The organism is Synechococcus sp. MIT S9220 (assembly GCF_014304815.1).
In the GTDB taxonomy this organism is placed as follows: Bacteria; Cyanobacteriota; Cyanobacteriia; order PCC-6307; family Cyanobiaceae; genus Synechococcus_C.
In genome coordinates this window covers 205,644-227,513 of record NZ_CP047958.1, presented here as the reverse complement: position 1 = coordinate 227,513, position 21,870 = coordinate 205,644, and the positions used below count along the sequence as shown (strand labels likewise).

The following is a 21,870-nucleotide window of genomic DNA, read 5'->3' as shown; positions in this document are numbered from 1 at the left end:
AGAAAACCAACATCACATAAAGTACGAAGTAGCCGTGGGAGTGAGGCAAATATTTGTAGAAGTTTCATAAACCACTCGGTTGAGTGACTCCACAAAGATCAAAAACAGACTTACCTTCTAAAGGAAGACCCTTGAAAGGGCTATGTGCCACAAGGAAGACCAAAAGATCAGCTTCGGCAAGCACCGTTTGTAGTGAATGCAAGTTGATCGTAGGATGTTCTAGAAGATTAGGCTCACAAGCAATAACATCCAAACCAGCCAAGAGAAGCTCGGTCGTAATATGAAGAGCAGGTGATTGGCGTAAATCATCTACATCAGGCTTGAAGGACAAACCAAGGCAACCGATCCGCACGGGACGTCCAAGTTGTAACTGCAAAGCGCCAGCACGCAGCTGTACCTGCTCAATGACCCAACGACTTTTAGCGTCATTAACATGACGCGCAGCTTGAATTAAATGGGTGCAATCAGGCGCAGCCGAAGCAATGAACCATGGATCTACGGCAATGCAATGACCACCAACGCCACATCCTGGGCGCAATATATTAACACGTGGGTGATGATTGGCGAGCTCTATTAGGTCAAGAACGTTAACGCCAAAATCTTCACAAACAATAGACAACTCATTAGCAAAAGCAATATTGACGTCACGAAATGCATTTTCGGAAAGCTTAACAAGTTCTGCCGTACGAGCAGTTGTCTTCAAAATCTTACCTTTGCAAAAAGAGGTATAAAATTTATGACCAGCATCAGCTGCAGAAGATGTTAATCCTCCAATTACACGATCGTTACTAATTAGCTCTCTTAGAATTCGGCCTGGTAAGACCCTTTCAGGGCAATAGGCAATATCAATCTGATCATGATTGAAACCACAATATCGAGAAATTTCATTTGCCATTTGCTCAGTAGTACCGACTGGCGAGGTGGATTCAAGCAAAACCAAATTGCCGGGGCGCAAGTATGGCGATATTGAGCGGGCAGCCTCTAAAACATAATCAATATTTGGTTGAGGAATATGTTGTGTACTAATACGAAAAGGCGTTGGCACAGCAATTATGAAAACATCAGCTGGAGCTGGCACCACTTGAGCAAAGAGAGTGCCAGAAGCAACAACACTAGCCACAGCCTCATCAAGATCTGGCTCAACAATGTGAATGATTCCCTGATTGACCTTGGCGACAACCTCCGAATTCACATCAACGCCAATAACCCGATGACCAGCGCGAGCAAGAACTACTGCAGTTGGGAGACCGATGTAACCAAGACCAAGAATGCAACAAGTACTCATTGATTAACGGACTGAAGAAGAAAGCGCTGTACTTCAAAGATCTCCGACACAGGAATCGGGGGTGGTTGACCAGCTTCAATTGAATTTAGAAAAGAAGCACACAAGTTCTGGTGACCCTTATCCTGCGATAAGGAACGACGAGTTCGAAAACCGGGGATACCCCAAGCCTTAAGCTTGCGGAAATTGTCTAAACAGAAAACTTTTCCGGAAGCAAACACTTCAAGGCGCTCCTTGGGGAAAGACCTACTGCCGTTTGCAAAGTAATGGACAGTTCCAATAGACCCGTCAACGAATCGCAATTGGAGGGAAAAGGTATCAGAGCAGTCCTGATGGGAGGCTGCAGTGGTGACCTGGAGATCTTGAATAGGACTCGCAGCCAGATGACGAAGTAGATCTACAAAATGACAAGCCTCGCCTAAAAGACGTCCACCGCCTAATTCTGGAGATTGGGTCCAGTGATTCGATGGTATAAACCCAGCATTGCAAGTGTAAACAAAAGCTTTAGGGCCGCTTAAAGATTTTAATTGCTTGTTAAGTTCAAGAATTAAAGGAGCAAAACGACGATTAAAGCCAACAGTCAAGATAGATTCATTATTATAAGCTTTTTCAATACAATTGAGTTGATCAGTTGTCAAGCAAAGGGGCTTTTCAACAAAAACATGCTTGCCACATGCCAGTGCTTCAACAACGAGAGATGCGTGGCTATCATGCCTAGTAGCAATAACAATAGTATTAATAGAAGGATTATGGAAAGCGGAATTAACATCAGTGCTAGCACATACAAACCCGTATTTCATGCCAACAAGAACCGGGCCACCGCCACTGGTAGAGATAAGTGTATGAAATTGAGCTCCGGCCTTCTTAAAAGATGGGATTAAGACACGAGAAGAATAATTACCAGAACCTAATACAGCAATAGTAGGGTCAAGACCAAAAGAAGAGTGAGTTGCAGAGGCGTCAGGCCTTAGCCGTACAGTTCGACGGTCTAGATCATGATCGGATGAATATCGTAATAGAATACCAAATGAGTTATTTTTACTCATAAGCAAGTCATAAGCATTAGAAGCATTATCGAAATCAAAACGATGAGAAATTAAGTCCTTGATTGAAAGAGATCTTTTGGCAAAAGCATGTAGAATAGCGATAAAATTGCGGTTTTCAGTCCAACGAACAAAACCAACGGGATAGTCAATTCCAGATTGCTCATAAAGAGGATCATAACGACCTGGACCGTATGAACAACTAACCTGAAAAGAGAGCTCCTTTTTATAAAAAAGATCACGCTGAAGATCAAGACCAGATACGCCAATTAAAACAATACGACCACGCTGCCTACAAGACATAGCTGCAGTATGTACAGGTTCAGAAGAAGCAGTTGAAGCAGTAATTAGAACTCCGTCTACACCAACATTATCGGTTTCGTCGTAACACCATGATACTGGATTGATATCTGACGAAAGATCAAGAGTAGATACACCAAAAGACTGAGCCAAGAGGCACTTCTCTACATCAGGATCAATTCCTAATACTCGACAACCATTGGCTAACAAAAGTTGAGAAGTTAAAAGACCAATTAAACCTAAGCCACTTACGAGAAATGTTTCCCCAAAGGTGGGATTAAGGAGCCTAATACCCTGTAACCCAATAGCAGCCAATACAACGAAAGATGCTTCTTCGTCGCTTACATTTGAAGGTATAACTGCACAGAGGTTGCTTGGAACTGAAACAATCTCAGCATGAGGACCATTTGAGACAACACGATCTCCAACAGATATAGAGGAAACAGATTTTCCAACGGAGATAACAGTACCAACATTGCAATAACCCAGAGGAATGGGACTATCTAGCTTTGATTGAATACTGTCAAAGGTAGGAAGTAGTCCATCAGTGGACAATTTGTCAAAAACCTGCTTAACCTTATCTGGCTGCTGAAGGGCTTTATCGAAAATATTAGATCTACCAAACTCAACTAACATACGCTCTGTTCCAGATGAAAGAAGAGAGCAGTGAGTACGTATAAGAATGTGCCCATCTTTAGTAGAAGGTACTGGCAGTTCAAGCAATGAGGTTGAACCAGAGGAGAGAGAGAGGAAAAGTTGCTTCAAAATTACTAATCAAAAGAGTGACTATTGTTAGAGATATCAAAATATTGACGGAACCAGATTTCTATACATGCCAGAGAAAACAAAGTATAAGTTGCGTCAATGGAACCATGTAAATTACGGTTGATTAGATGACGAACAGCAAGAGGATCAAACAAGCCACGCTTCTCTAAAGAGTCATGAGAGAGAAGATCATCAAGCCAATCCCTTAACTCATAACGTAACCATAGTCGCAAAGGTGCACCAAAACCGACCTTAGGGCGATATATAACATCATGAGGTAGATGACGTTCCATAGCCTTCTTTAAAACCCACTTACCGTGATCTCTTCGCTGCTTGAAACGAGGGGGAATGGTAGAGGCGAAGCGCACAAGATCATGATCTAAAAATGGTACACGTACTTCGACACCACATGCCATTGACATCTTGTCAGTGTACAATAAATTATGATCGGGAAGGAAAAACTTTTGCTCAAGCAAGAGTAATTGATCAAGTCGACTAATATGTGTAGGAATTGAAGCGAAAAAATCACCAATAGGGTCAGATGGAAAGGCTTCTAAACATTCACGAAAACAAGGAGAATATAATTTGATAAGATCGGATCTATCGATCCACCTAAAAAAGTTTATAATGCGACTATCGCTAGTGAAGGTTCCAATTTTAGTTAATCTGCAAAGACGACGGTTGAATGAAGAACGCTGATCAAGTCGAGAAGCAAGCTGGTGAAGGTAGTTGCGGAGACGCAAGGGCAGGAATTCCCATAAAAACTCTGTATTAACTGCTAAATGTCTGCGATAGCCAGAGAAAACATCATCACCACCAGAGCCAGATAACAGAACTTTTATCCCAGACTGACGAGCAAGTTGTGAAATATAGAGTACGTTTAATGCCGCGGGATCTGCCAAAGGTTCATCTAGTTGGACAATTAAATCATTTAAACTCGATATAAAATCGGTTGCATTAATGTCTACTACATTAATAGGAACATTCAAATGTTCAGCGACCTGCGAGGCATAGAAACAGTCGGAATTAAGCTCAGAACTGCTGGCAGAAAGGGGGTTGATAGTAAAACATTGAAGCTGGGGTTGAAGTTGCCTGGCAAAAGCTACAACACTACTTGAATCGAGACCACCGGATAAGAAGGCACCAACAGGAACATCTGAGACCATTTGCCGATGAACAGCGTTTTGTAAATGAAACTCAGTGGCATCAATATAGTAATCAGGGCTGTTCAACACCTTGGAGGAATGTGAATTAGGACGTGAATAAGATGATAAAAGTGAATACCAAGGAGACCGATCTACAGAAAGATCAGAGGAAATAGTTATAGACTCACCAGGTCCAAGCTTTTTAATTTCATTTACAGGAGTTCCTGACCCAGGACACCAAAGGTAAGACAGGTAATGATCAATAGAATTAGAGTTTATAGTAAGTGAATCAAGAGGTAAAGCTTTAAGCTCACTAGAAAAGAAAAAGCCCCTAGATGATTCCCTGTAATAAAGAGGTTTAACACCGTATGCATCACGAACCAAAAACAACTGAGCTTTTAATGAATCCCAAATAGCGAAAGCAAAAATGCCATTAAGACTGGACAAAAAAGATAGGGGGTTTGGGGTTGATCGATTGAGCAAGTAGAGATTTAACAATACTTCAGTGTCAGAGTCACTAGAAAAAGTAAAACCTTGAGAAAAAAGATCAGAGCGAAGATCCTTGAAATTATAAATTTCACCGTTGAAGACTAAAACCACATGACCATCTTTAGAAACCATGGGTTGGTGTCCAAGATGTGAAGTGTCTAAAACAGAAAGTCGAGTATGAGAAAGGCCAAGCGAATGAAAAGGAGCATGATATATACCAGCATCATCAGGTCCTCTATGCCTTAAAGCCTCTACAGTCGAACCTAACCAGTGATGGTGATCAAGTGAATCGATAAGCGAAAAATAACCCGCAATTCCACACATAGAGGGAATTTAATTAGTGAAGGAACTTAGATATGCGAAGGTTTCATTAGCACACTTGTTCCATGAATAGTCTAGCGATGATTTGAAACTCTGTCGAGAGGAATGAGCGCGCAAACTTGGAGATGATATTAACGAATATAGAGATTTATAAATAGAAAAAATATTCAAAGGGTCAAATAGACCGATATTAGCCGGAAAAATATCAGACATAGGACGGATGTTTGCACAGGCAACGGGTAAACCAGAAGACATTTTCTCTAGTAAAATAATCGGTAAGTTTTCGCAGCTACTAGCAAACAAAGCTAAGTGTGAATGCTTGTAAAACAAAGAAATCTCGGTGGGAGATAGTGCACCATGATATGAAATCCATTGATGGTTTGGGTCATGGCTGTAGATAGCAGAAGAGAACCTCTTAAAGGCTGGAAGATATGAAGGGCCGATCAAATTCAGTTGCAAAGGCCAATTAAAATTAGCGCGGAGAAGAGATATTGCCTTAACAACATTGACCTGATGCTTATAAACATCGATAATAGAAACATAGACCAAGGAAAAGGGTGAGGTGGTTGAAAATGAATGAATGGAATTCTGGAGAAGGGGCTCTGAGAAATAAATAGGGTTAATTCCATGGGGAATGATTATGTAGTCATTCAGAGGAAATGGGAGAGATGAAGTGACAACATTTGAGGAAAATTTAGTCAAAAATATAACACCTGCAGAACGCAAAAAAGTAAATATCTGTAAAAGCCTAACAACTAGTAAACGAAAGGTAGTCTTAGAAAAACGGTATCTAAATAACTCAGAAAGATTAAAAGGAAGCATATTTTGGGACATTGAAACTATCCGAGGGAAAAAACCAAGGTAAATTCCACCTGGAACAAACAAAACGTCTACATTGAATTGCCTACAGCTTTTCTGACTATAAAATATTTGCCATATAAAGCGAAATAATGGGCTTTTATCAAGAAGAGGGTGACTAACTTTATAAAGCCAAGGAAAATCAGGCAGAAGATTGAGTGTAGAAGAAGAGGAGAAGACAAAAACAGAAATAAAACCACAATTATCAATATTATTAGAATTGAGAATACTAGATAGATGAACTAAGCCTCCGCCAGATGTAATGTTACTTGCATCAATACCAAGAATCCTAGACACAGTCATTCTTAGAAACAGCTAAACAAAAGTAAGGGGTTGATAAAACAAGCTTTACGCCAAAAATTTCGTGAATAAAGGGCTTGTTTCTGTTGCTCATGACGATGCAAATTTGATATGCTAGAAGGGTAATCAACGGAAGTATATAGACAATGATGAAAATATTTAATGGAAAAGCCATAATACAACCATCTGACAATAAGATCATAATCTTGTGCATAAACAAAGGTAGAATTATAACCACCTAACAGGTCGAATGCAGACTTTTTAAAACAAAGTGAGCCATGAATAAAAGGGTTGGTGAATAACAATAGCAAAGACTTGGGGATGAACCTGGCTATACGACCTGACACACGATTAGTAGAACTGATAAGGGTTCGAGTTGAACACATATCGAACAAACCATTAGATATAAAAGAGACTTGGATAGAAAGGCGATCAGGATGACTAAGATCATCACTATCTTGACGAACAAGTATCGGCGTCTGTGCCAGATTAGCGGCAATATTTAAAGATTGAGTTAAGCCTATATTATGACTATTAGCGTAAACTCGTACACGCTGATCTCTCTCAGCATAAGAATTTAAAATAGAAAGAGTAGAGTCTGTGGAGCCATCATCAACGATAATAAACTCAAATTCAGTAAATGTTTGCGATAAGATACTATCAATAGCGTAAGAAATGAAAGAAGAAGAATTAAAAGCAGCCATTATAACGGATGCTTTCGGTTGCGAATATGGAATTACCATACTAATGTAAAAAATAAAGAAGGAGACATAAAGCAAGAGCAGATATACATTAATTTTTTATGGCTATTAGATAACCTCGACTAGTGCTAGCTGAAATCTTGAGAAACGAATAGCTATAGGTAAGACAAATATAGTCTACAGCTTTGACAAGTTCTGGAAAGTATGATGGTGTATAATCATCGTAGATTATATAATCGCCAGATTTCTGGTGATCCTTGATCTGATTAAACTCAAATATAATATCATCAAAAGTATGTGCTCCATCTAAGAAAGCAAGGTGGACACGTGAGAAATGCATTTTTTGGAGCTGATTACGGGTATCACCGGAAATAAATATTATGTAATTGGAAATTAAGTTGTTCCATCTATCCAACAAGGAGGAACGCGAGAGTGGTCCGCGTTGATGATCAGCAATACAATTCCAATAAATAGGCACATCATGGGGCAAGAGATCAAAGGTATGTATTACTCCAGGATGCGAAGCATCATGCAAGGCTTTTGCCATACATATAGAAGAAAAACCTCGGGCAGTTCCTGTTTCAACTATGGAAAGTTTTTCAGTAGGACTGAAATTATTATCAGCTAAATAAGCACGAATAGTTGAATAAAGTAAACGACCATGTTCATAACAAACAGGGGAAGTCTTGCAAACAACCTGAGTTTGTAATGCTAGATCATTGAGCCATTCTAAATCAATTGAGTACCCAACATCTCTCTCATAAGAATCAATCTCAGGATAAGAAATAGAAGAAGCCTTGTTGGCGAGTTCTAGGTAAAGCTGCTCAGAACCAATTGGGTACCTACCTAATGGGAAATCGTGCCATACAGAAGAAATAAGTGAATCAATAAAAGCGATTAATGGCCGTGTGACAATATAAATACGAGTGCGTAGGGCAAGGATAGGCTTCATAAAAGTCAAAATTCAAGGCTTGATCAAAGCACGTCCGGTTCTATCAGTACAAAACATAAGTGGACGATCACGAACTGAAAGGGAAGAAAAATATTCGTCTACTGCCTTTCTAGCACCTTGCCAATGGCCATAATCATCAATAAGCAAGACGCCACCAGAGCAGAGCCTTGGATAAAGAATACGCAGCTCAATTTTTGTACTCTCATACCAGTCTGTGTCGAGGCGGAGAAGTGAAATTGATTCAGGTAAATTGGCATCATGGTTCAAGGATACAGAGACATCTCCCTGAATAAGTTTACACTGATCGTAGACGTTGAAATTATGTAAATTAGATATAACGTCATCTAAGGATGCATAACACCATTCATTATATCCGCTCTTCTGTTGAGATTTAAACTTTTGAATTGTCGAAGTATCAGAAGATGAAGTAATATCGAAGGAGGTAGGTTCAGTCATACCAGAAAAAGTGTCAAACATATAAACAAGTTTCGAAGATTTTTTAGATAAAATTTTAGAAGCCATTAAAATGGAGCATCCTCCACGCCATACACCACACTCAACAATGTGGCCTGGTATTTGACGATCAATGACGTAGGAAGTAGAGGAGAGAGATGCCCATAAACGCTCTAAGGAGAGCATAGAAAGCCGATTTGAGGGATCATTTGAGGATGAAATAGATAAAATCAAATCGCGATCTTCAGGAGTGCATTCAGGAGGAAAAGGAAGAGAGCGAGATTGGGGGAGACGGGTAAAAAAAGATATAGTTTTATTAACAATAGAATTCAAAGATGATGGCATCTCCGATGAACAAAAAACTATGTATGAATATTATCATAGAAGAGAAGAGCAAAGAGCAGTGTCGCAGGAGTTGAGAAAATCTGAACAGACAGGGATAGAGAATATCAGCAAAGATAAATAGCAATTAGAGGATAAATGGAACGATGGATTAAAGAGATCAATGACGAACGCAAGCGAAAGGAAACAAAAAAGAGAAATAAGAAATAGCAACCGAGCCTTCAATAGGCAAACAAACAAAAGCAGAAAAGCAAGAAGAAAACGTACAATTTCTAAAACATAGGAAAATAAGTAGTCTCATGATTGCAAGTCGGCAAAAATCAAGATAGAAGCGCAATCAAAGCTTAGAAATTGAAGGAAAAGCAAACAATAGAAGTATGGTGAAAAAAATAGGCGGCGAAAAAGCCTTTTTATAACAAGCAATAATCAACAAAAGGTCGAGAAAAATTTAATATCAGAATGAAGAGTGTCAATTCTAGTAGAAAGTGAAAAATTGGATACCACAAAAGATCGTGCATTAGAACCAACAGATGAAATCAAATCACTACGATCTGAGATAATATTTACCAAAGAAGAAAAATCGCTAAGTCGACATATAAAACCAGTGGAATTATGTCTGACGAGATCATGAACACGATTAGAAGAGAGGCATATACAAGGAATAGAAGTTGACATTGCTTCTAGCAAGGATTTTGGATGCCCTTCAAACAGACTAAAATGAAGATAAAATAATGAAGAAGATAGATATTGTGCAAGATCAGAGTTTGGAACACAATCAATAATTACTAAGGGAATAGAGAGAGAATCGGCATAAGCTTGTAAATCTTTTTTTAAAAAACCAGAACCGATAAAAAGAATAGGTCCGGAAGAACTAAAGTCAAAATTTAAGGAGGCTATAGAATCAAGTATTTGGTAATGATTCTTTTGAGGAGTTAGTCGACCAATAGTAATAAAAGAGTACCTTTTAGGCAAATGTTGGGGGCAAAAAACATCAGTGTCTACCCAATTAGGTCGATAAAGTAACGGAGCGGTGGGCCGGAAGAAACGTCTTACATAGCGGATATCGGCTATTGACGTAAGTTCAATGCAAGAAGCATGGGAATAAACAAAATTTGAAAGAAGAAAAGAAAGATGATGCCTGATAGATGATGAATATGATCTAATCCAAAAAGAGTGTAATTCATAACCACCACGAACGATGACTGGAATACTGAATAGAATTGAATAAGTAACTGGCAGCCAAGATCCGAATATCTGATTGGAACGTAAAATATCGTATTTATTGAACAAGAAATGGTAAAAGCCGACAAAAAAAGATTCAATAAACTTAAGCCACAAAATATTCGAGCGTCCAGTAAGAGGACAAAGGGTCACAAGCTTAACTTGATACTGTGATGCAAATTCAAATTCACAATCGTATGATGAATATGAAAAAATAGTAGTATGGGCACCTCGTTGTGACAAAAGAAAATATGGTTTAAGCTCACGCTCTAATAAACCTAAACGCTCCCATGCTGAGAGAGACATACCAAAAGTAAGGAATAAAGCTAATTTCATTGAGGTATAAGACTATTATAATAGTTAAGATAAGTATTAGTATGTTCGCAAGCTAAATATTTAGACTGAATAAATGTGTGAGGCGTAAAAGCATAGATAGTAACAGATCTATACCCATTAGAAGAATGGCAGGGACGCCGGCGATGCAATAAAGAAGAATCGAAAATTATATAATCACCTATACGAGCATTAACAGTAATCTTGTTAAGGTTAGACAACGAAAATAGCCTATCAAATATAGCGTTGTCAAAATTAACTCGATGTGAATACTTTATAAGCTGAAGTGCAGGATCAAAGGGACGAATGTCAGAAGTATAGACAGCTAACTTTAGTACGGGGGGCATATTACCTATATCATTTTTATTCGAGACATAAGTATCCCTATGCCATTGAAGAGACTTAAGCTTACCAATAGACTGAAAGTGCTTAAAATTAGTCAGCAGAGGAGTTGTTCCAAAAATAGAATATAAATCCTTGAAAATTGAGGATTCGAATAATAAATCTATAAAATACAAAGACTGCGAAAGCACGCAGTGCTTCAGTGTAAGAGTGCCATTCTGTTTGCTTTGAGATTCAAATAATGAAATATTATTATTTGCTGTAATAGTCTTGGAACAGAATTTGTTAAAAGATGAAGTATCTGCGAGTGAAGATTGTAAAAAACCATTTCTCCATATTGTCCCAGCGCTAGAAATGGGAGATATGGTTGACACTTGAGTCATCGCTAATATTTAAAAAAAAGTTTTTTGAGGCGTAGATGAGTTAATAGTAATCTAGCACAAGCAGAAACATATAGATTAGGGAAAGTGGAATAATTGTCGTGACATGACAAAATAGAAACAAGCATTAAAAGAGTTCTAGGAGACTTAGAGGGCGAAAAAGGAGCAAATGGTATAGATATAGCATCTACAGGAAAACAATCAGATGTGATAGGAGTCTTTGTATAAGTAGAATAAAAACAACGAGATCTTGCGCTCAAAATAAAATAATATTGTGTCAACTTAATAGAAAAGACAAGAGAAAATAAAGATAAGCGCGAGGTATAAGCAATGTGAAAAAACCGCATAATAGAATGATTAATATCTTCGACGCCATTATTAACGAAAGGATGATGCGGTTGATCATTGCGGTGTGGCAATAAAATTGGAAATAATATGCATGATGCTATATGATCAGTCTTAAAACATTGGTCTTCTGTATGATAAAATTGGATGCCAAGGATTAATAAAGGTAGAGCAATAAATAACTCGATAAAAGACAATGGTGGTCCATCAACAAAAATGATAGTATTGATGGTAAGGTGAGGGAGACAATCAATTATGCGGTTGGAAGAGGATGTGGAAACAATGATTAAACTACCAACGCGATCACAAAGAATTTGCTTAAGAAAGACATAGATAGAGAAGGGCGATCTACGACTAATTGAAAATATAGATAAGGAAGGGAAAATGGATTGAATAAATTTGATGTGAGGCTCATAAGTTGAAAAATATCTTTTGCCACAACCTAGGAAAGTGAGCCTTGAGAACTGAGAAAAAAGCATAAGCTTGCGCGATCAAAGTACAAGATTTGACTAAGATAAGAAATAAACATAAAAATAAAAGTCGCAATAGCAGAAAATTTGAACGTTTAGCTGAGAGGACCTGAGAAATAAATAAATTATACTCTCGACCAACAATGTTGATATAACGAGGGATCAAAGGAATATTGACAGGGTTATCAATGAATTCATGAAGAAATGAACATATATCATCTGGGGAAGTAAATATATAACCACCAGTTAATTCTATGATTTCAGCATTACCACCGCTGGAAAGGACAAGAGGGCAACATCCACAAGCAACAGATTCAAGAAGGGCATTTGAGCAGGGATCGTCTTGGCTAAACGAAACAAAAAGATCGTGCTTCTGGAGCTCAAGAGATAAATTTGCACTTGTTAGAGGTGGTATATGTATTATGCTTGACTGATCACAAGAGGGATGAAGGTTGCCAATAAAAGTGAATTGGGTATTAGTGCCGCAAAAATTAGATGCTAATTGACAAAATTTATAAGAACCTTTTTTGAGAGAGGGAGACCAAGAACTACAAACAATTTTTATTACATTGCTGGAAAAGTGAGATGTTCTAAGCTTCGAATTAAAGATGTCGCAATCGACACCATTGACAATTGTGCAGGCATGCCGTGGAACTAATGAGCCAAAAGGTAGCCTTGTATGTTGACGTTTACTCCAAGAAGATTGAAATATAACGCCATCTGCAACGAATAATGAAAAAATATAAATCGCAAGATCTGTAAAAATATTATTGGAATCACGAACTGAAGATAACGGACCGTCAATACGATGAATAAGACGTTTGTGTGGTAATAAAATTGCTTTTAATAATGGAATACTTATAGAAATTTGATGACTATTGACAAGATAAACATTGTCTGTTGAGTGATCAGTGAACTCTGTAAAGAACTTATTAAGAGCGATCAAAAACTGGTTTCCACCACCCCAAGGCCTGTTGCGCAAAGGATAGAGAATTCTCATGATCTAAAGATGAGAGAATTAAATAACGTGTTCCAGAGTGGCTGCATCATTTTGTTACTATATCTTGAGGCTGAAAAATAGGCATTAGAAGTTAACTGATCGATGTCATCATTATGCTGGATACTCAAAAGACATTGTGCCATCTCAATGGGATCCAAGGATGTAAGGTATCCGTTATGTCCATGACAGAGAACATCAGGTGCCTGACCTACGGCTGTAGATACTAGAGGTATACCTGAAGCCATTGACTCTAAAACGGCCTTAGGTCCACCTTCCTCACGGGAACTTACAAGATAAGCGTCTAATGCATGATAAAAGGGAGGCAACTGACGAAAGTCATCTGGATAAAAGTGAAGAACACGAATGTCATTTTCGCGAAGATTATTAATTACATAACCTCTGCTAGGTCCAGTAAGTAAAACAGTGATGGGTCTAGATGAAATTGTACTGAGATGAAGAATGGCCTTCACAAATAAGTCGGGACCTTTGATTAGTTTTGGATCAAGGCCACTCTGCCACCCTACACCATCTTTTTGAAAGGAACCGACGACAAATTCTCTGTCAGAAATTGACAAGCTTCTACGATAAAAATACTTATACTCAGAAGAACAGGGTGAGAAAAGTTGAGTATCGATAGGTATAGGAATACAATATGTAAAGTCACCTAAGATGGAAGATTGAAATTTGTGGAACATTGATTTGTTTGAAACACGGATCCCAAAAGATGGTATTTTCTTTCGAGAATACAGACTAAGCAAAAAACGTGAATATTGTTTATATTTATCGTCGGAAAAAGGATCACCATGATAATAATCTAAAGCAAAAGGCATGAAGCGTGGTAAGTATTTGTAGGGAAATTTGAATAATGAATCTCTGCTGACAAAATAAACTAAAGGGAAAACAGAAGCCCTAAATTTATTGAATGGAGATAAAGAGTTGAGCCAGCCATTAAAATAGTTCGTTAAAAGAATCTTATCTTGATCAAGAGACCATCTCGCACCATCGGTAATAGAAATCACAACTATTTTTTCCTCAAAACGAAGAACCAACCTGTTGAAATAAAATAATTATTAGTAGAATGTATATCATCTACTTTGAGCGCACGAGGGGGCAGTACAGTATCAAGAGAAGATTTAAACATGGCCCAAAAACGAAGTATATATCGACGATGCTTAAAAGTATGCAAATAAAATTGAAGTAGATCTAAACAAACATCGAAAATATTCCCCATACAATAGAGAGACTCAATTTCAAAAGAACTATCATTAAACAATAAAGTAAGAGCAGAAGGAGTAAACCTCCAATAATCGAAAGGATCAGAATGAATGGGAACAAGCCAAGGGACAGAAATCAATATGCGAGAGCTGGAAGCAGTGAGTTCCGAGAGCTTAAAAATAAATTTATCATAATGTTGAACATGCTCGAGGACCTCAATACATAAGGCACTCTTGAAGAAATTATCTAAATCAGAGTCAAGCAATAAGAAATCCGATGCTATATCAGGGTGAGTAGATATATCGATATTAACAGTGGTTATATCTCTGGTATCAAAATAATCATAAAGATCAAAGCTACCACGTTTATTGACTTTTTTACCACCAGCATCAAGAATCGGAGGAGATAACGTGGGAGAGTATTTGCTAAGCAACATATCAAGCATTTTTCTACGACGACTAAGCATGATTTATTAAATAGTAGAAAGGATAGAAGCTAGTTTACGAGGACAGCCTAAGAGATTACTAATAATTTGATCATCGTTAAAAATGGGTCTATGATTTCTTACATTTCTAAGTAAGCTATACATAGAACAATTGGTCAAGAAAACAGGTGAATTGGAGATGGGCTGAAGCTGAATGTTTGATTTATCCAAAGACAACACATTTAATTGAGGTAAAATAAGACTTAAAGGAGAATGGACTAGGTGATAGGATTTATGCCCATAAGCAGCTGAAAAAGCAGAGGATGAGCCACAACCAGAAATGATAAGGCTGTTATTATCATAATTGATTACAGAAGAAGGCTCGGTGATATACACATTAGAAAAATTCTTGATGAGAGAAGGGGAAGAGCCGTCCCAATTAAATTCAGGAATTTTAAAATTATAGATACGAGGATGATGTTTTACGATTATTCGTTTACTAGGGAAAACGAGACGTAAGAATAGACATTGTGTTGACGGATAACCCAAAATTGATAATAAAGGGTTAACACAGGCCTCAGGCTGGCCGTGAGAACAGAGAAGTATATCACCTGATTCTACATCGGCCTTTTTAGTAAAGAACAACGAGATTAGAACAGAGCACTTATTGAGATGGACAAAAAGCCGTTGAACAGATACTGAAAAAGCACTGTACCTACAAACACCAAAATGGGAAGAATAATAGTACCGCCTAGGCTTGACAGGTTTAATAAACCCTAATATACATAGCAAATGCTTAAACAAAGAAAAGGCAGACCGACAGATAAACTTTGAAAGGTAAAATAAAGAATCAAATAAATAAAATATATAATTAAAACTGTTGGGAGATGATGTCATGTGGTACTGATTGTTAGCCGAAGCCTCACTATGCTTAGTATTTACTAGATCAATATATGAGGATGCAATAGAGGCAGCTAAACCATTAAGAACTGGCTTATTAGCTGGAGGGCCAATCTTAATAGCTGAAACAAGAACAGAACCTAAGGTTGAGAAATCGGTAAGAAATACTACCTTCTTTTTTAAATAAAGAAGAACTTCTAATGCAATATTGTCAACACCACGATGAGGAGTGGAAGGGAAAATATAAATATCAGAATGATTCTCAGAAAAATAAGTAAACCAAAATGACGCATAAATACGAATCAACTCAAGACTTTCTGAATATGATTTACAATAAATGAATCGTCTAATAGATCGTGAAAGAGTTACCTCTCTAGAGGATATAAAATTCCAAAAACCAGATGGAGGTTGATGAGGGTCAGATATATAAAGACGGTGACGATGGGGAAAATAAAGATCATCAATACACAAATGTGAATATTCATTCTCCTCTTTCATCGGAGATGATGTTAAAAAGCCATTAACAAAAACAAGATCCCTTACAGGGTGGAAATAATGTCTAAACGAAGGAACGACTTCACCAGGAATGGAGAAAAGAAATAAGGAAATCATAAGAAATCCAATGATTGTTTGATCATTTTGGAATATGTTTCGGAAAACTTACAAGGCTCAAGAGAACGAAGGTCGGGAACAGGAAACCTACCAGCAACAGTATGTGGTAAATCAGATGGATTCGAAGATAATAAGTATTCAGTCAGTAAACTTACAGATTTAAAGCAATGAGCATTAAACACACGTGACCACCATGTATAGCCAAAGACTATTACTTTCTTCTTTTTGAAACAGGCTTCAAGGCCCGCTGATTGAGTTGTACAGGCAACAGCAATACAATTTTCTCTCAAATGGGCATCCTTGAAAGAAGGATGAGCGAAAACAATTCTATCACTAAGCATCTTATAATTCATATAGTTAGTAGTACTCAAACACGTGCCAAGAGTAAACCCAGAATTAATAGTAGAGGGATGTTCCTTGAGAAGAATAAGGCAGTCAAGTCTAGATGAAGCTTCTAATAAAACAGAGAGAACACGAGCTTCATCGATATAATTGCCACCAAGAGGACTGTGAGTCGCTTCTGGCTTGCGATTAACAACTAGAACAATATAGTTACGATCAGTTATATCTCTAATAGAATGATGAATATAGTAACGACATGCCCGTTCGTATTGAAAGAATGAGTACAAGATGGAAAAAAGAGAATTAAAGCGAGCTAAAAAAGGGAAAAAGGAGTAAGAAAGATTTGATGAAACGAATAACCGCTTTAACTGCATTAAGAGGCACAAAGAGCGAAAAAGAAAACCTCTAGAAGTGCTATTTTTGGTGTAATTATTACTCTTAACCGAGAGGCTAAGAATTTCTTCCGGTGTATAACAACCGGAAACTTTTTGCAGATATTTTAAAGGAAGCCGATATATATCACTATATTCTGAGCAGATGAAAGAAGCGGCAAAACGCCTTTTCAAATCAGAAGATTCCAGTATAAGGGAATTATGATAAGGAAATAAAGGACGCGTACTTGTAATTAAACATGCGACATGTGCTGCCAGGGAAACAATTCGATGAGGAACAGTACCGAAAAGGATAATGTCTATGTTCCTGCGTTTAATTAAACAACAAATATTAAAAACGAGGAATTGATAAAATTCAAACAACTCTTCATCGGACTTGCCTTGACAAATCGGTTCACGGAAGGCGGCATACAAAAAATATTTAAAATATGAAGAAAGAAAGGATGCATCTAGTTTATCAGTATCAAAATCTTCAATTTCAGAACCTTGGATAGAATTACCTGACAGTTCTCGGTCGTCGTATACCAACTCTGTAATTAAGCTAGGCGATATCGATCCACTAATAATAGAGCGTATGAAAATTCCATTATCTTTGAGACTATAATAGGTATTATTATCAATCGATCGACAAGCCAATGCATTTATCATAAAGCAAATCTGATTAGATGATATAATAACACAAAGGGGCTATGAACATTCATGCCATAAGCGACTATATTCTTGTGAGTAAGAGGAGAGTTCCGTATGTGAGCCCTGAAATATTACAGAACCACTATCTAAACCAATGATATTGTCAAATCTAGAGGCACTTTTAATATCATGAGTAACCACAACGATAGTACATAGATGATTTTGATGGTATTCTAATAGTGAATTAAATATCAAGGATTGGTTAGATTGATCAAGTGCACTTGTAGGTTCATCAAATAAAAGTATAGTTGGCTGCTTATAAAATGCTCGAGCAAGGGCAATTCTTTGAACTTGTCCACCACTGAAATTTGAAGAATTTTCCTGAATAATGGTGTTTACACCTAAAGGCAACGAAGAAATTAGATCATCTAAATTGGCGTAAGCTAATGCTTTAGATAGCAAGTTTGCGTCATAATCTTTTAAAAGAGAAATATTTTCAGCGATAGTAGCGTTAAACAAAGATGGTGACTGTGGAACATAGCAGATATTCTTAAGCCATTGATCCTGACTGATGGATAGCAATGAACAACCATTTAAATTAACATGACCTGAATCAGGTAAAAACCAACCAGATATGAGTTCCAAAAGAGTTGATTTGCCGGCTCCGCTCTTACCAATCAAAGCTAATGTAGTATTAAAAGGAATAGACAGATTAATGTCTGTTAGTGCAGGATGTGTAGATAATGGATAAGTAAAATACAATGATGATATCGAAATATTAGGAGAGATTGGAGGAGATAGGCCGGCAGAACGAAACGGATATTGGTGAGAGAGCTTGAGTATGTCATCAATTCTTTCCATACTTGGGAGATTACTAGCTAATTTTGTAAAATTCTTGAATAAGATATTAAGTCTCCCGTTAAGTCTTTGAATTGAAAGCAGAAAGGTCGCAAGTAAAGGAAGAATTGATGAAGGAATAATTGTCGAATTAAGTAAATAGACAAAGCCTACGAATATAATTAAAACCTGCGGTAAAGTGCTGACTAAGGGTGACTGAAGTGAAAAATAAGAAAAATGCTTAATTTGTGATCTACAATAGACACTCAATGATTTTTCAAAATCCTCTATAGCTAATAATCTAGTGTCATTCAGGTATATCTGCTTTAGATTAGAAAGATATTCAACTAGAGATTCTGATACTTTAACCTGTGAGGAAACCATTTTAGAAGAAAATTTATTGACTTTAGGCTGCACAAAATGCTGAATTGAATAAATCACCAACCCCATAACTAAAACAATTAAAGATATATATGGAGACAATGAAAGAGCAATAATAATATAACTTGTAGAGAGCAGAAAACTTGTCATTATGTTGCCATAACAATTTACCTGAGTTTGTATGGCAAGTGAAGATTTTTCAACGTAGGATATCAAATCACCAGTTTTGAGCTTGTTAATATATGACAAATCAGTATGCAATATTCCGGCAAAAATAGAGCTGCTTACAGCCACTGAGGATCTTGCTGCAAAAATACCTGTTGAAAACTCACTTAAATAGCTAAAACCAGCCTGTAAAATGAGCACCAAAATAAGCAATAATAAAACAGCAGCAATAACAAAAGCACGCAAGTTAGAAGCAATTGAAGGAATAAAATACAAACTACCAAGTAATGACGTTAGTTGCTTGAGAATAAAAGTAGAGTTATAATTACTCAATGGTACGGATATAGCTTCGATAAGAGAATAAATTGCCAGTAAAGTTACAGACTCAAGCAGTGCGCTTAAAAATGAGCCAAGAAAAATACAAAACAATGCAACTTGATTAGCTTTTGCAACAATTAAGAGTACTTCTAAGGAGGGTGACAAAGATTTTCTTTTTAGGTACCTAAAGAGAATTCTTAAAAGAGACATTAATCTAATGATGGAAGGTATTGAAAACTATTTGGTCCACAATTAAATATCATATCTAAAATACTAAGATTAGGAATAAAATTTCCCGTGCCTTGAGGATAGGACTGTTGCATATAATGGTGGTAAGAAACAGAAATTCCATTAGCAGTAAAGGAATCTTCATCTAAGTAATTAATACCATAAGGCCCTGATAAGTATTCAGTAGTATTAAACATTTTACATAAATCTAAGATGAGATTAGATTTAGTTGAAGAAACATCTAAAGTTGAAGAGTAGACAATGGGAGTAGTAATCCCTAAATATTCAAGAAGATTATCTTGGCTGAAGGACAAGATATCTGAAAAGGTAGAATGAGATGATGAAAAGAGATTATCCACAAAATCCTTGTAAATTGCAAAATATTCAGTCTTTTTATAGCAAGCATAGATTGTTTGATGATGTTTTCTGCGCCAATTCTTGCTATTGTCGATCTCAAGATTATTTATTGCAAGATTACCGAAAGAGCCCTTTGTTTTAATAGGAACTGTAAGAAGAATAGGCGTATTTTTTTGAAGAACCTTATTTCTATTAACAAAGCTATTCTTTTCAAATTGTACGTGATCTAAAACAATATGAAGGTCAGCCTTGTTGATGCGATCAAAATAACCAGGCCAAGGCAAATATGCAGGTTGATTAATTGAAACTTTCATAACTGACGATTTTTGAACATATAAATAGTAAAGTCCCGAGAGTGATAGTCTGATCTTAATGTCACCCAAGGAGTAAGAGTGCGACAGAAATCTAGAGTAAAAAATGGGTCGGCATAAAATTCATTATCATCTTTATCAATACACCAAGTTGACAAAGAATTAAAAGCTACAGCAGTAGAAGCGATATAAAACATCCGTGAAATTAGCGAATTCATAAAATCAACGGGGGATTTTTTAAGTAGATAAAAAATACCATTAGCTGTGACAACATCATATGAATTGGGTTGATATTGATCAGAAAAAATATCTGATGCGAAAAAGTTAACACCTGGATTATTGATCTTCGCTTTTTCAATAAAAAAGTCACAGATGTCAATTCCATTATAAGAAACGCCTTCAAATCGACAATTTATGAACTCATAATAGTTACCCAAGCCACATCCGACATCTAAGAGCGATTTATTATTTAAATCGACGACTTCACTTATAGCTTTAAACTTTGTGATCTGAGACTCTGGCAAACCGTAATCACAACTGCGGGGATTATCGCCATACTGGGCATATAAAGATCTGTAATATTTCTGAATAGATTGAACACTAGATGACCAGTCAGAGTTATTCATTTAAGTGATGAAATTAAGGAGGTACAAACTCGTTGAATTTGCGGGATAGTTAATCCACAATAGAGTGGTAGAGATATAGAAGATTGAAGAAGTTTGTGCGCGTTTGGATATTTATATTCTACATCATCAATCCAATTCTCCACAGGTCTTGCTGCGAGAACACCATATTCTTGTAATCGGTTGATAATATCATCAACGTCAAAATGAACTAATTGAAGGACAAAACGGTACCAAACCCTAGGGATATCAGAGGGGGGATAATGATTGATTTGTGGGTTAGCTTTGAGTGAATATAAATATTGTTGAGATAAATGATTGCGCAATCTCAGGTCACGATCTAAGCGATCAAGGCTAACACAAGCTAACGCAGCGGAAAGGTTATTAAGTACCTCATTTGAATTATATTTTGATGGCATTAAATCTGTATAATTCCTAAGTTCTAAAATTTTTGACTTAACCGCTGAGTCATTAGTAAAAATAGCACCACCATCAGCACTTGAAATTAGCTTCGTCGGATAAAAAGATGTAATGCATATGTGTCCTTTCAGGCAAGGAGAGTAATGCTTTAGTTTTCGATTATAAGTAAAAGAAAAACCATGAGTAATGTCTTCTATTACTCTGAATCCTAGTTTTACCAAGCAATCAACATTTGATGGATATCCGAAGGTATTAACAGCAATTAAGAAGTGATTTTTATGATGCAGCTCAGATGGTATTGAATAAGGATCAATATTCCAATCATGCAAACTACAGTCAATGGGAATAGGAACTGCATTGATAGCTAAAATAGCATTGACTAACGCAACACACGAGTAAGCTGGCAAAAGAACTAAAGAACCTGGACCAGCACCTAAAGCAATAAGTGAAAGTTTAATTGCTGAATAACCACTCTTAACTCCAACACAACAACTGACAGAAAAATAATGAGAGAGTGACTGTTCAAGTGAGAGTAACCTATCACCACCTGCCCAATAACCACTAGAAACAGTATCTATAACAGATTCAATGTGTTTGCTGTCAACGTGAACTGAATTATGCGGAATAATTGGACTAGAGGACATTTGATGATGGTGTCAGCGAGTGATGGGAG

The 21,870-nt window shown here is 37.0% G+C and carries 17 protein-coding genes; all 17 read right to left on the bottom strand.

Going from position 1 to position 21,870, the window contains the following annotated elements:
* Positions 1–64 precede the first annotated feature (64 nt).
* The 17 genes from wecC to SynMITS9220_RS00955 all read right to left on the bottom strand — a co-directional run bounded on the left by wecC (position 65) and on the right by SynMITS9220_RS00955 (position 21,841).
* A complete protein-coding gene (wecC, locus tag SynMITS9220_RS01035) occupies positions 65–1,285 on the bottom strand; it encodes a UDP-N-acetyl-D-mannosamine dehydrogenase (RefSeq protein ID WP_186990155.1) in 1,221 nt (406 codons plus the stop codon).
* Positions 1,282–3,348, bottom strand: coding sequence for a bi-domain-containing oxidoreductase (locus tag SynMITS9220_RS01030; RefSeq protein ID WP_222930438.1), 2,067 nt, complete (start codon positions 3,346–3,348; stop codon positions 1,282–1,284). Before SynMITS9220_RS01030 ends, wecC begins: the two co-directional genes overlap by 4 nt.
* 47 nt (positions 3,349–3,395) lie before the next feature.
* The gene (gene asnB, locus SynMITS9220_RS01025) at positions 3,396–5,348 is read right to left on the bottom strand and encodes an asparagine synthase (glutamine-hydrolyzing) (RefSeq protein WP_186990151.1); all 1,953 of its coding nucleotides are present in this window, start codon (positions 5,346–5,348) and stop codon (positions 3,396–3,398) included.
* 9 nt (positions 5,349–5,357) lie between these two features.
* Positions 5,358–6,506, bottom strand: a complete 1,149-nt coding sequence (locus tag SynMITS9220_RS01020; RefSeq protein WP_186990148.1) for a glycosyltransferase — start codon at positions 6,504–6,506, stop codon at positions 5,358–5,360.
* A gap of 2 nt (positions 6,507–6,508) precedes the next feature.
* The gene (locus SynMITS9220_RS01015; RefSeq protein WP_255483168.1) at positions 6,509–7,246 is read right to left on the bottom strand and encodes a glycosyltransferase family 2 protein; all 738 of its coding nucleotides are present in this window, start codon (positions 7,244–7,246) and stop codon (positions 6,509–6,511) included.
* A gap of 49 nt (positions 7,247–7,295) precedes the next feature.
* Positions 7,296–8,156, bottom strand: coding sequence for a class I SAM-dependent methyltransferase (locus SynMITS9220_RS01010; RefSeq protein WP_186990144.1), 861 nt, complete (start codon positions 8,154–8,156; stop codon positions 7,296–7,298).
* A 12-nt stretch (positions 8,157–8,168) separates the two neighbouring features.
* On the bottom strand, positions 8,169–8,954 hold the full coding sequence (locus tag SynMITS9220_RS01005; RefSeq protein WP_186990142.1) for a TylF/MycF/NovP-related O-methyltransferase: 786 nt from the start codon (positions 8,952–8,954) through the stop codon (positions 8,169–8,171).
* A 423-nt stretch (positions 8,955–9,377) separates the two neighbouring features.
* Positions 9,378–10,478, bottom strand: coding sequence for a glycosyltransferase (locus SynMITS9220_RS01000; RefSeq protein WP_186990140.1), 1,101 nt, complete (start codon positions 10,476–10,478; stop codon positions 9,378–9,380).
* Between the two features lie 1,505 nt (positions 10,479–11,983).
* On the bottom strand, positions 11,984–13,042 hold the full coding sequence (locus tag SynMITS9220_RS00995; protein WP_186990138.1) for a hypothetical protein: 1,059 nt from the start codon (positions 13,040–13,042) through the stop codon (positions 11,984–11,986).
* Complete coding sequence (locus SynMITS9220_RS00990) at positions 13,039–14,091, bottom strand: glycosyltransferase family 4 protein (protein WP_186990136.1); 1,053 nt, start codon at positions 14,089–14,091, stop codon at positions 13,039–13,041. The genes SynMITS9220_RS00995 and SynMITS9220_RS00990 overlap by 4 nt, the downstream gene beginning before the upstream one ends.
* Positions 14,064–14,723, bottom strand: a complete 660-nt coding sequence (locus SynMITS9220_RS00985; RefSeq protein ID WP_186990134.1) for a hypothetical protein — start codon at positions 14,721–14,723, stop codon at positions 14,064–14,066. Before SynMITS9220_RS00985 ends, SynMITS9220_RS00990 begins: the two co-directional genes overlap by 28 nt.
* Before the next feature lie 6 nt (positions 14,724–14,729).
* Entirely contained in the window at positions 14,730–16,079 is a 1,350-nt protein-coding gene (locus SynMITS9220_RS00980; RefSeq protein WP_186990132.1) for a hypothetical protein, read from the bottom strand.
* A gap of 110 nt (positions 16,080–16,189) precedes the next feature.
* Positions 16,190–17,575, bottom strand: a complete 1,386-nt coding sequence (locus SynMITS9220_RS00975) for a hypothetical protein (RefSeq protein ID WP_186990130.1) — start codon at positions 17,573–17,575, stop codon at positions 16,190–16,192.
* A gap of 39 nt (positions 17,576–17,614) precedes the next feature.
* A complete protein-coding gene (locus SynMITS9220_RS00970; protein ID WP_186990128.1) occupies positions 17,615–19,468 on the bottom strand; it encodes an ABC transporter ATP-binding protein in 1,854 nt (617 codons plus the stop codon).
* Positions 19,468–20,157 (bottom strand): WbqC family protein, encoded by a 690-nt coding sequence (locus tag SynMITS9220_RS00965; protein WP_186990126.1) that lies wholly within the window; start codon positions 20,155–20,157, stop codon positions 19,468–19,470. Before SynMITS9220_RS00965 ends, SynMITS9220_RS00970 begins: the two co-directional genes overlap by 1 nt.
* A complete protein-coding gene (locus SynMITS9220_RS00960) occupies positions 20,154–20,780 on the bottom strand; it encodes a trans-aconitate 2-methyltransferase (protein WP_186990124.1) in 627 nt (208 codons plus the stop codon). The genes SynMITS9220_RS00965 and SynMITS9220_RS00960 overlap by 4 nt, the downstream gene beginning before the upstream one ends.
* Entirely contained in the window at positions 20,777–21,841 is a 1,065-nt protein-coding gene (locus SynMITS9220_RS00955) for a DegT/DnrJ/EryC1/StrS aminotransferase family protein (protein ID WP_186990122.1), read from the bottom strand. Before SynMITS9220_RS00955 ends, SynMITS9220_RS00960 begins: the two co-directional genes overlap by 4 nt.
* Positions 21,842–21,870: the final 29 nt, after the last annotated feature.

Bases quoted from the DNA above. Each gene is read 5' to 3' on its own strand.
- wecC (WP_186990155.1), bottom strand. From the start codon at position 1,285: ATGAGTACTTGTTGCATTCTTGGTCTTGGTTACATCGGTCTCCCAACT.
- asnB (WP_186990151.1), bottom strand. From the start codon at position 5,348: ATGTGTGGAATTGCGGGTTATTTTTCGCTTATCGATTCACTTGATCAC.
- SynMITS9220_RS01020 (WP_186990148.1), bottom strand. From the start codon at position 6,506: ATGACTGTGTCTAGGATTCTTGGTATTGATGCAAGTAACATTACATCT.
- SynMITS9220_RS01015 (WP_255483168.1), bottom strand. From the start codon at position 7,246: ATGGTAATTCCATATTCGCAACCGAAAGCATCCGTTATAATGGCTGCT.
- SynMITS9220_RS01010 (WP_186990144.1), bottom strand. From the start codon at position 8,156: ATGAAGCCTATCCTTGCCCTACGCACTCGTATTTATATTGTCACACGG.
- SynMITS9220_RS01005 (WP_186990142.1), bottom strand. From the start codon at position 8,954: ATGCCATCATCTTTGAATTCTATTGTTAATAAAACTATATCTTTTTTT.
- SynMITS9220_RS01000 (WP_186990140.1), bottom strand. From the start codon at position 10,478: ATGTCTCTCTCAGCATGGGAGCGTTTAGGTTTATTAGAGCGTGAGCTT.
- SynMITS9220_RS00995 (WP_186990138.1), bottom strand. From the start codon at position 13,042: ATGAGAATTCTCTATCCTTTGCGCAACAGGCCTTGGGGTGGTGGAAAC.
- SynMITS9220_RS00985 (WP_186990134.1), bottom strand. From the start codon at position 14,723: ATGCTTAGTCGTCGTAGAAAAATGCTTGATATGTTGCTTAGCAAATAC.
- SynMITS9220_RS00980 (WP_186990132.1), bottom strand. From the start codon at position 16,079: ATGAAAGAGGAGAATGAATATTCACATTTGTGTATTGATGATCTTTAT.
- SynMITS9220_RS00975 (WP_186990130.1), bottom strand. From the start codon at position 17,575: ATGATAAATGCATTGGCTTGTCGATCGATTGATAATAATACCTATTAT.
- SynMITS9220_RS00970 (WP_186990128.1), bottom strand. From the start codon at position 19,468: ATGTCTCTTTTAAGAATTCTCTTTAGGTACCTAAAAAGAAAATCTTTG.
- SynMITS9220_RS00965 (WP_186990126.1), bottom strand. From the start codon at position 20,157: ATGAAAGTTTCAATTAATCAACCTGCATATTTGCCTTGGCCTGGTTAT.
- SynMITS9220_RS00960 (WP_186990124.1), bottom strand. From the start codon at position 20,780: ATGAATAACTCTGACTGGTCATCTAGTGTTCAATCTATTCAGAAATAT.
- SynMITS9220_RS00955 (WP_186990122.1), bottom strand. From the start codon at position 21,841: ATGTCCTCTAGTCCAATTATTCCGCATAATTCAGTTCACGTTGACAGC.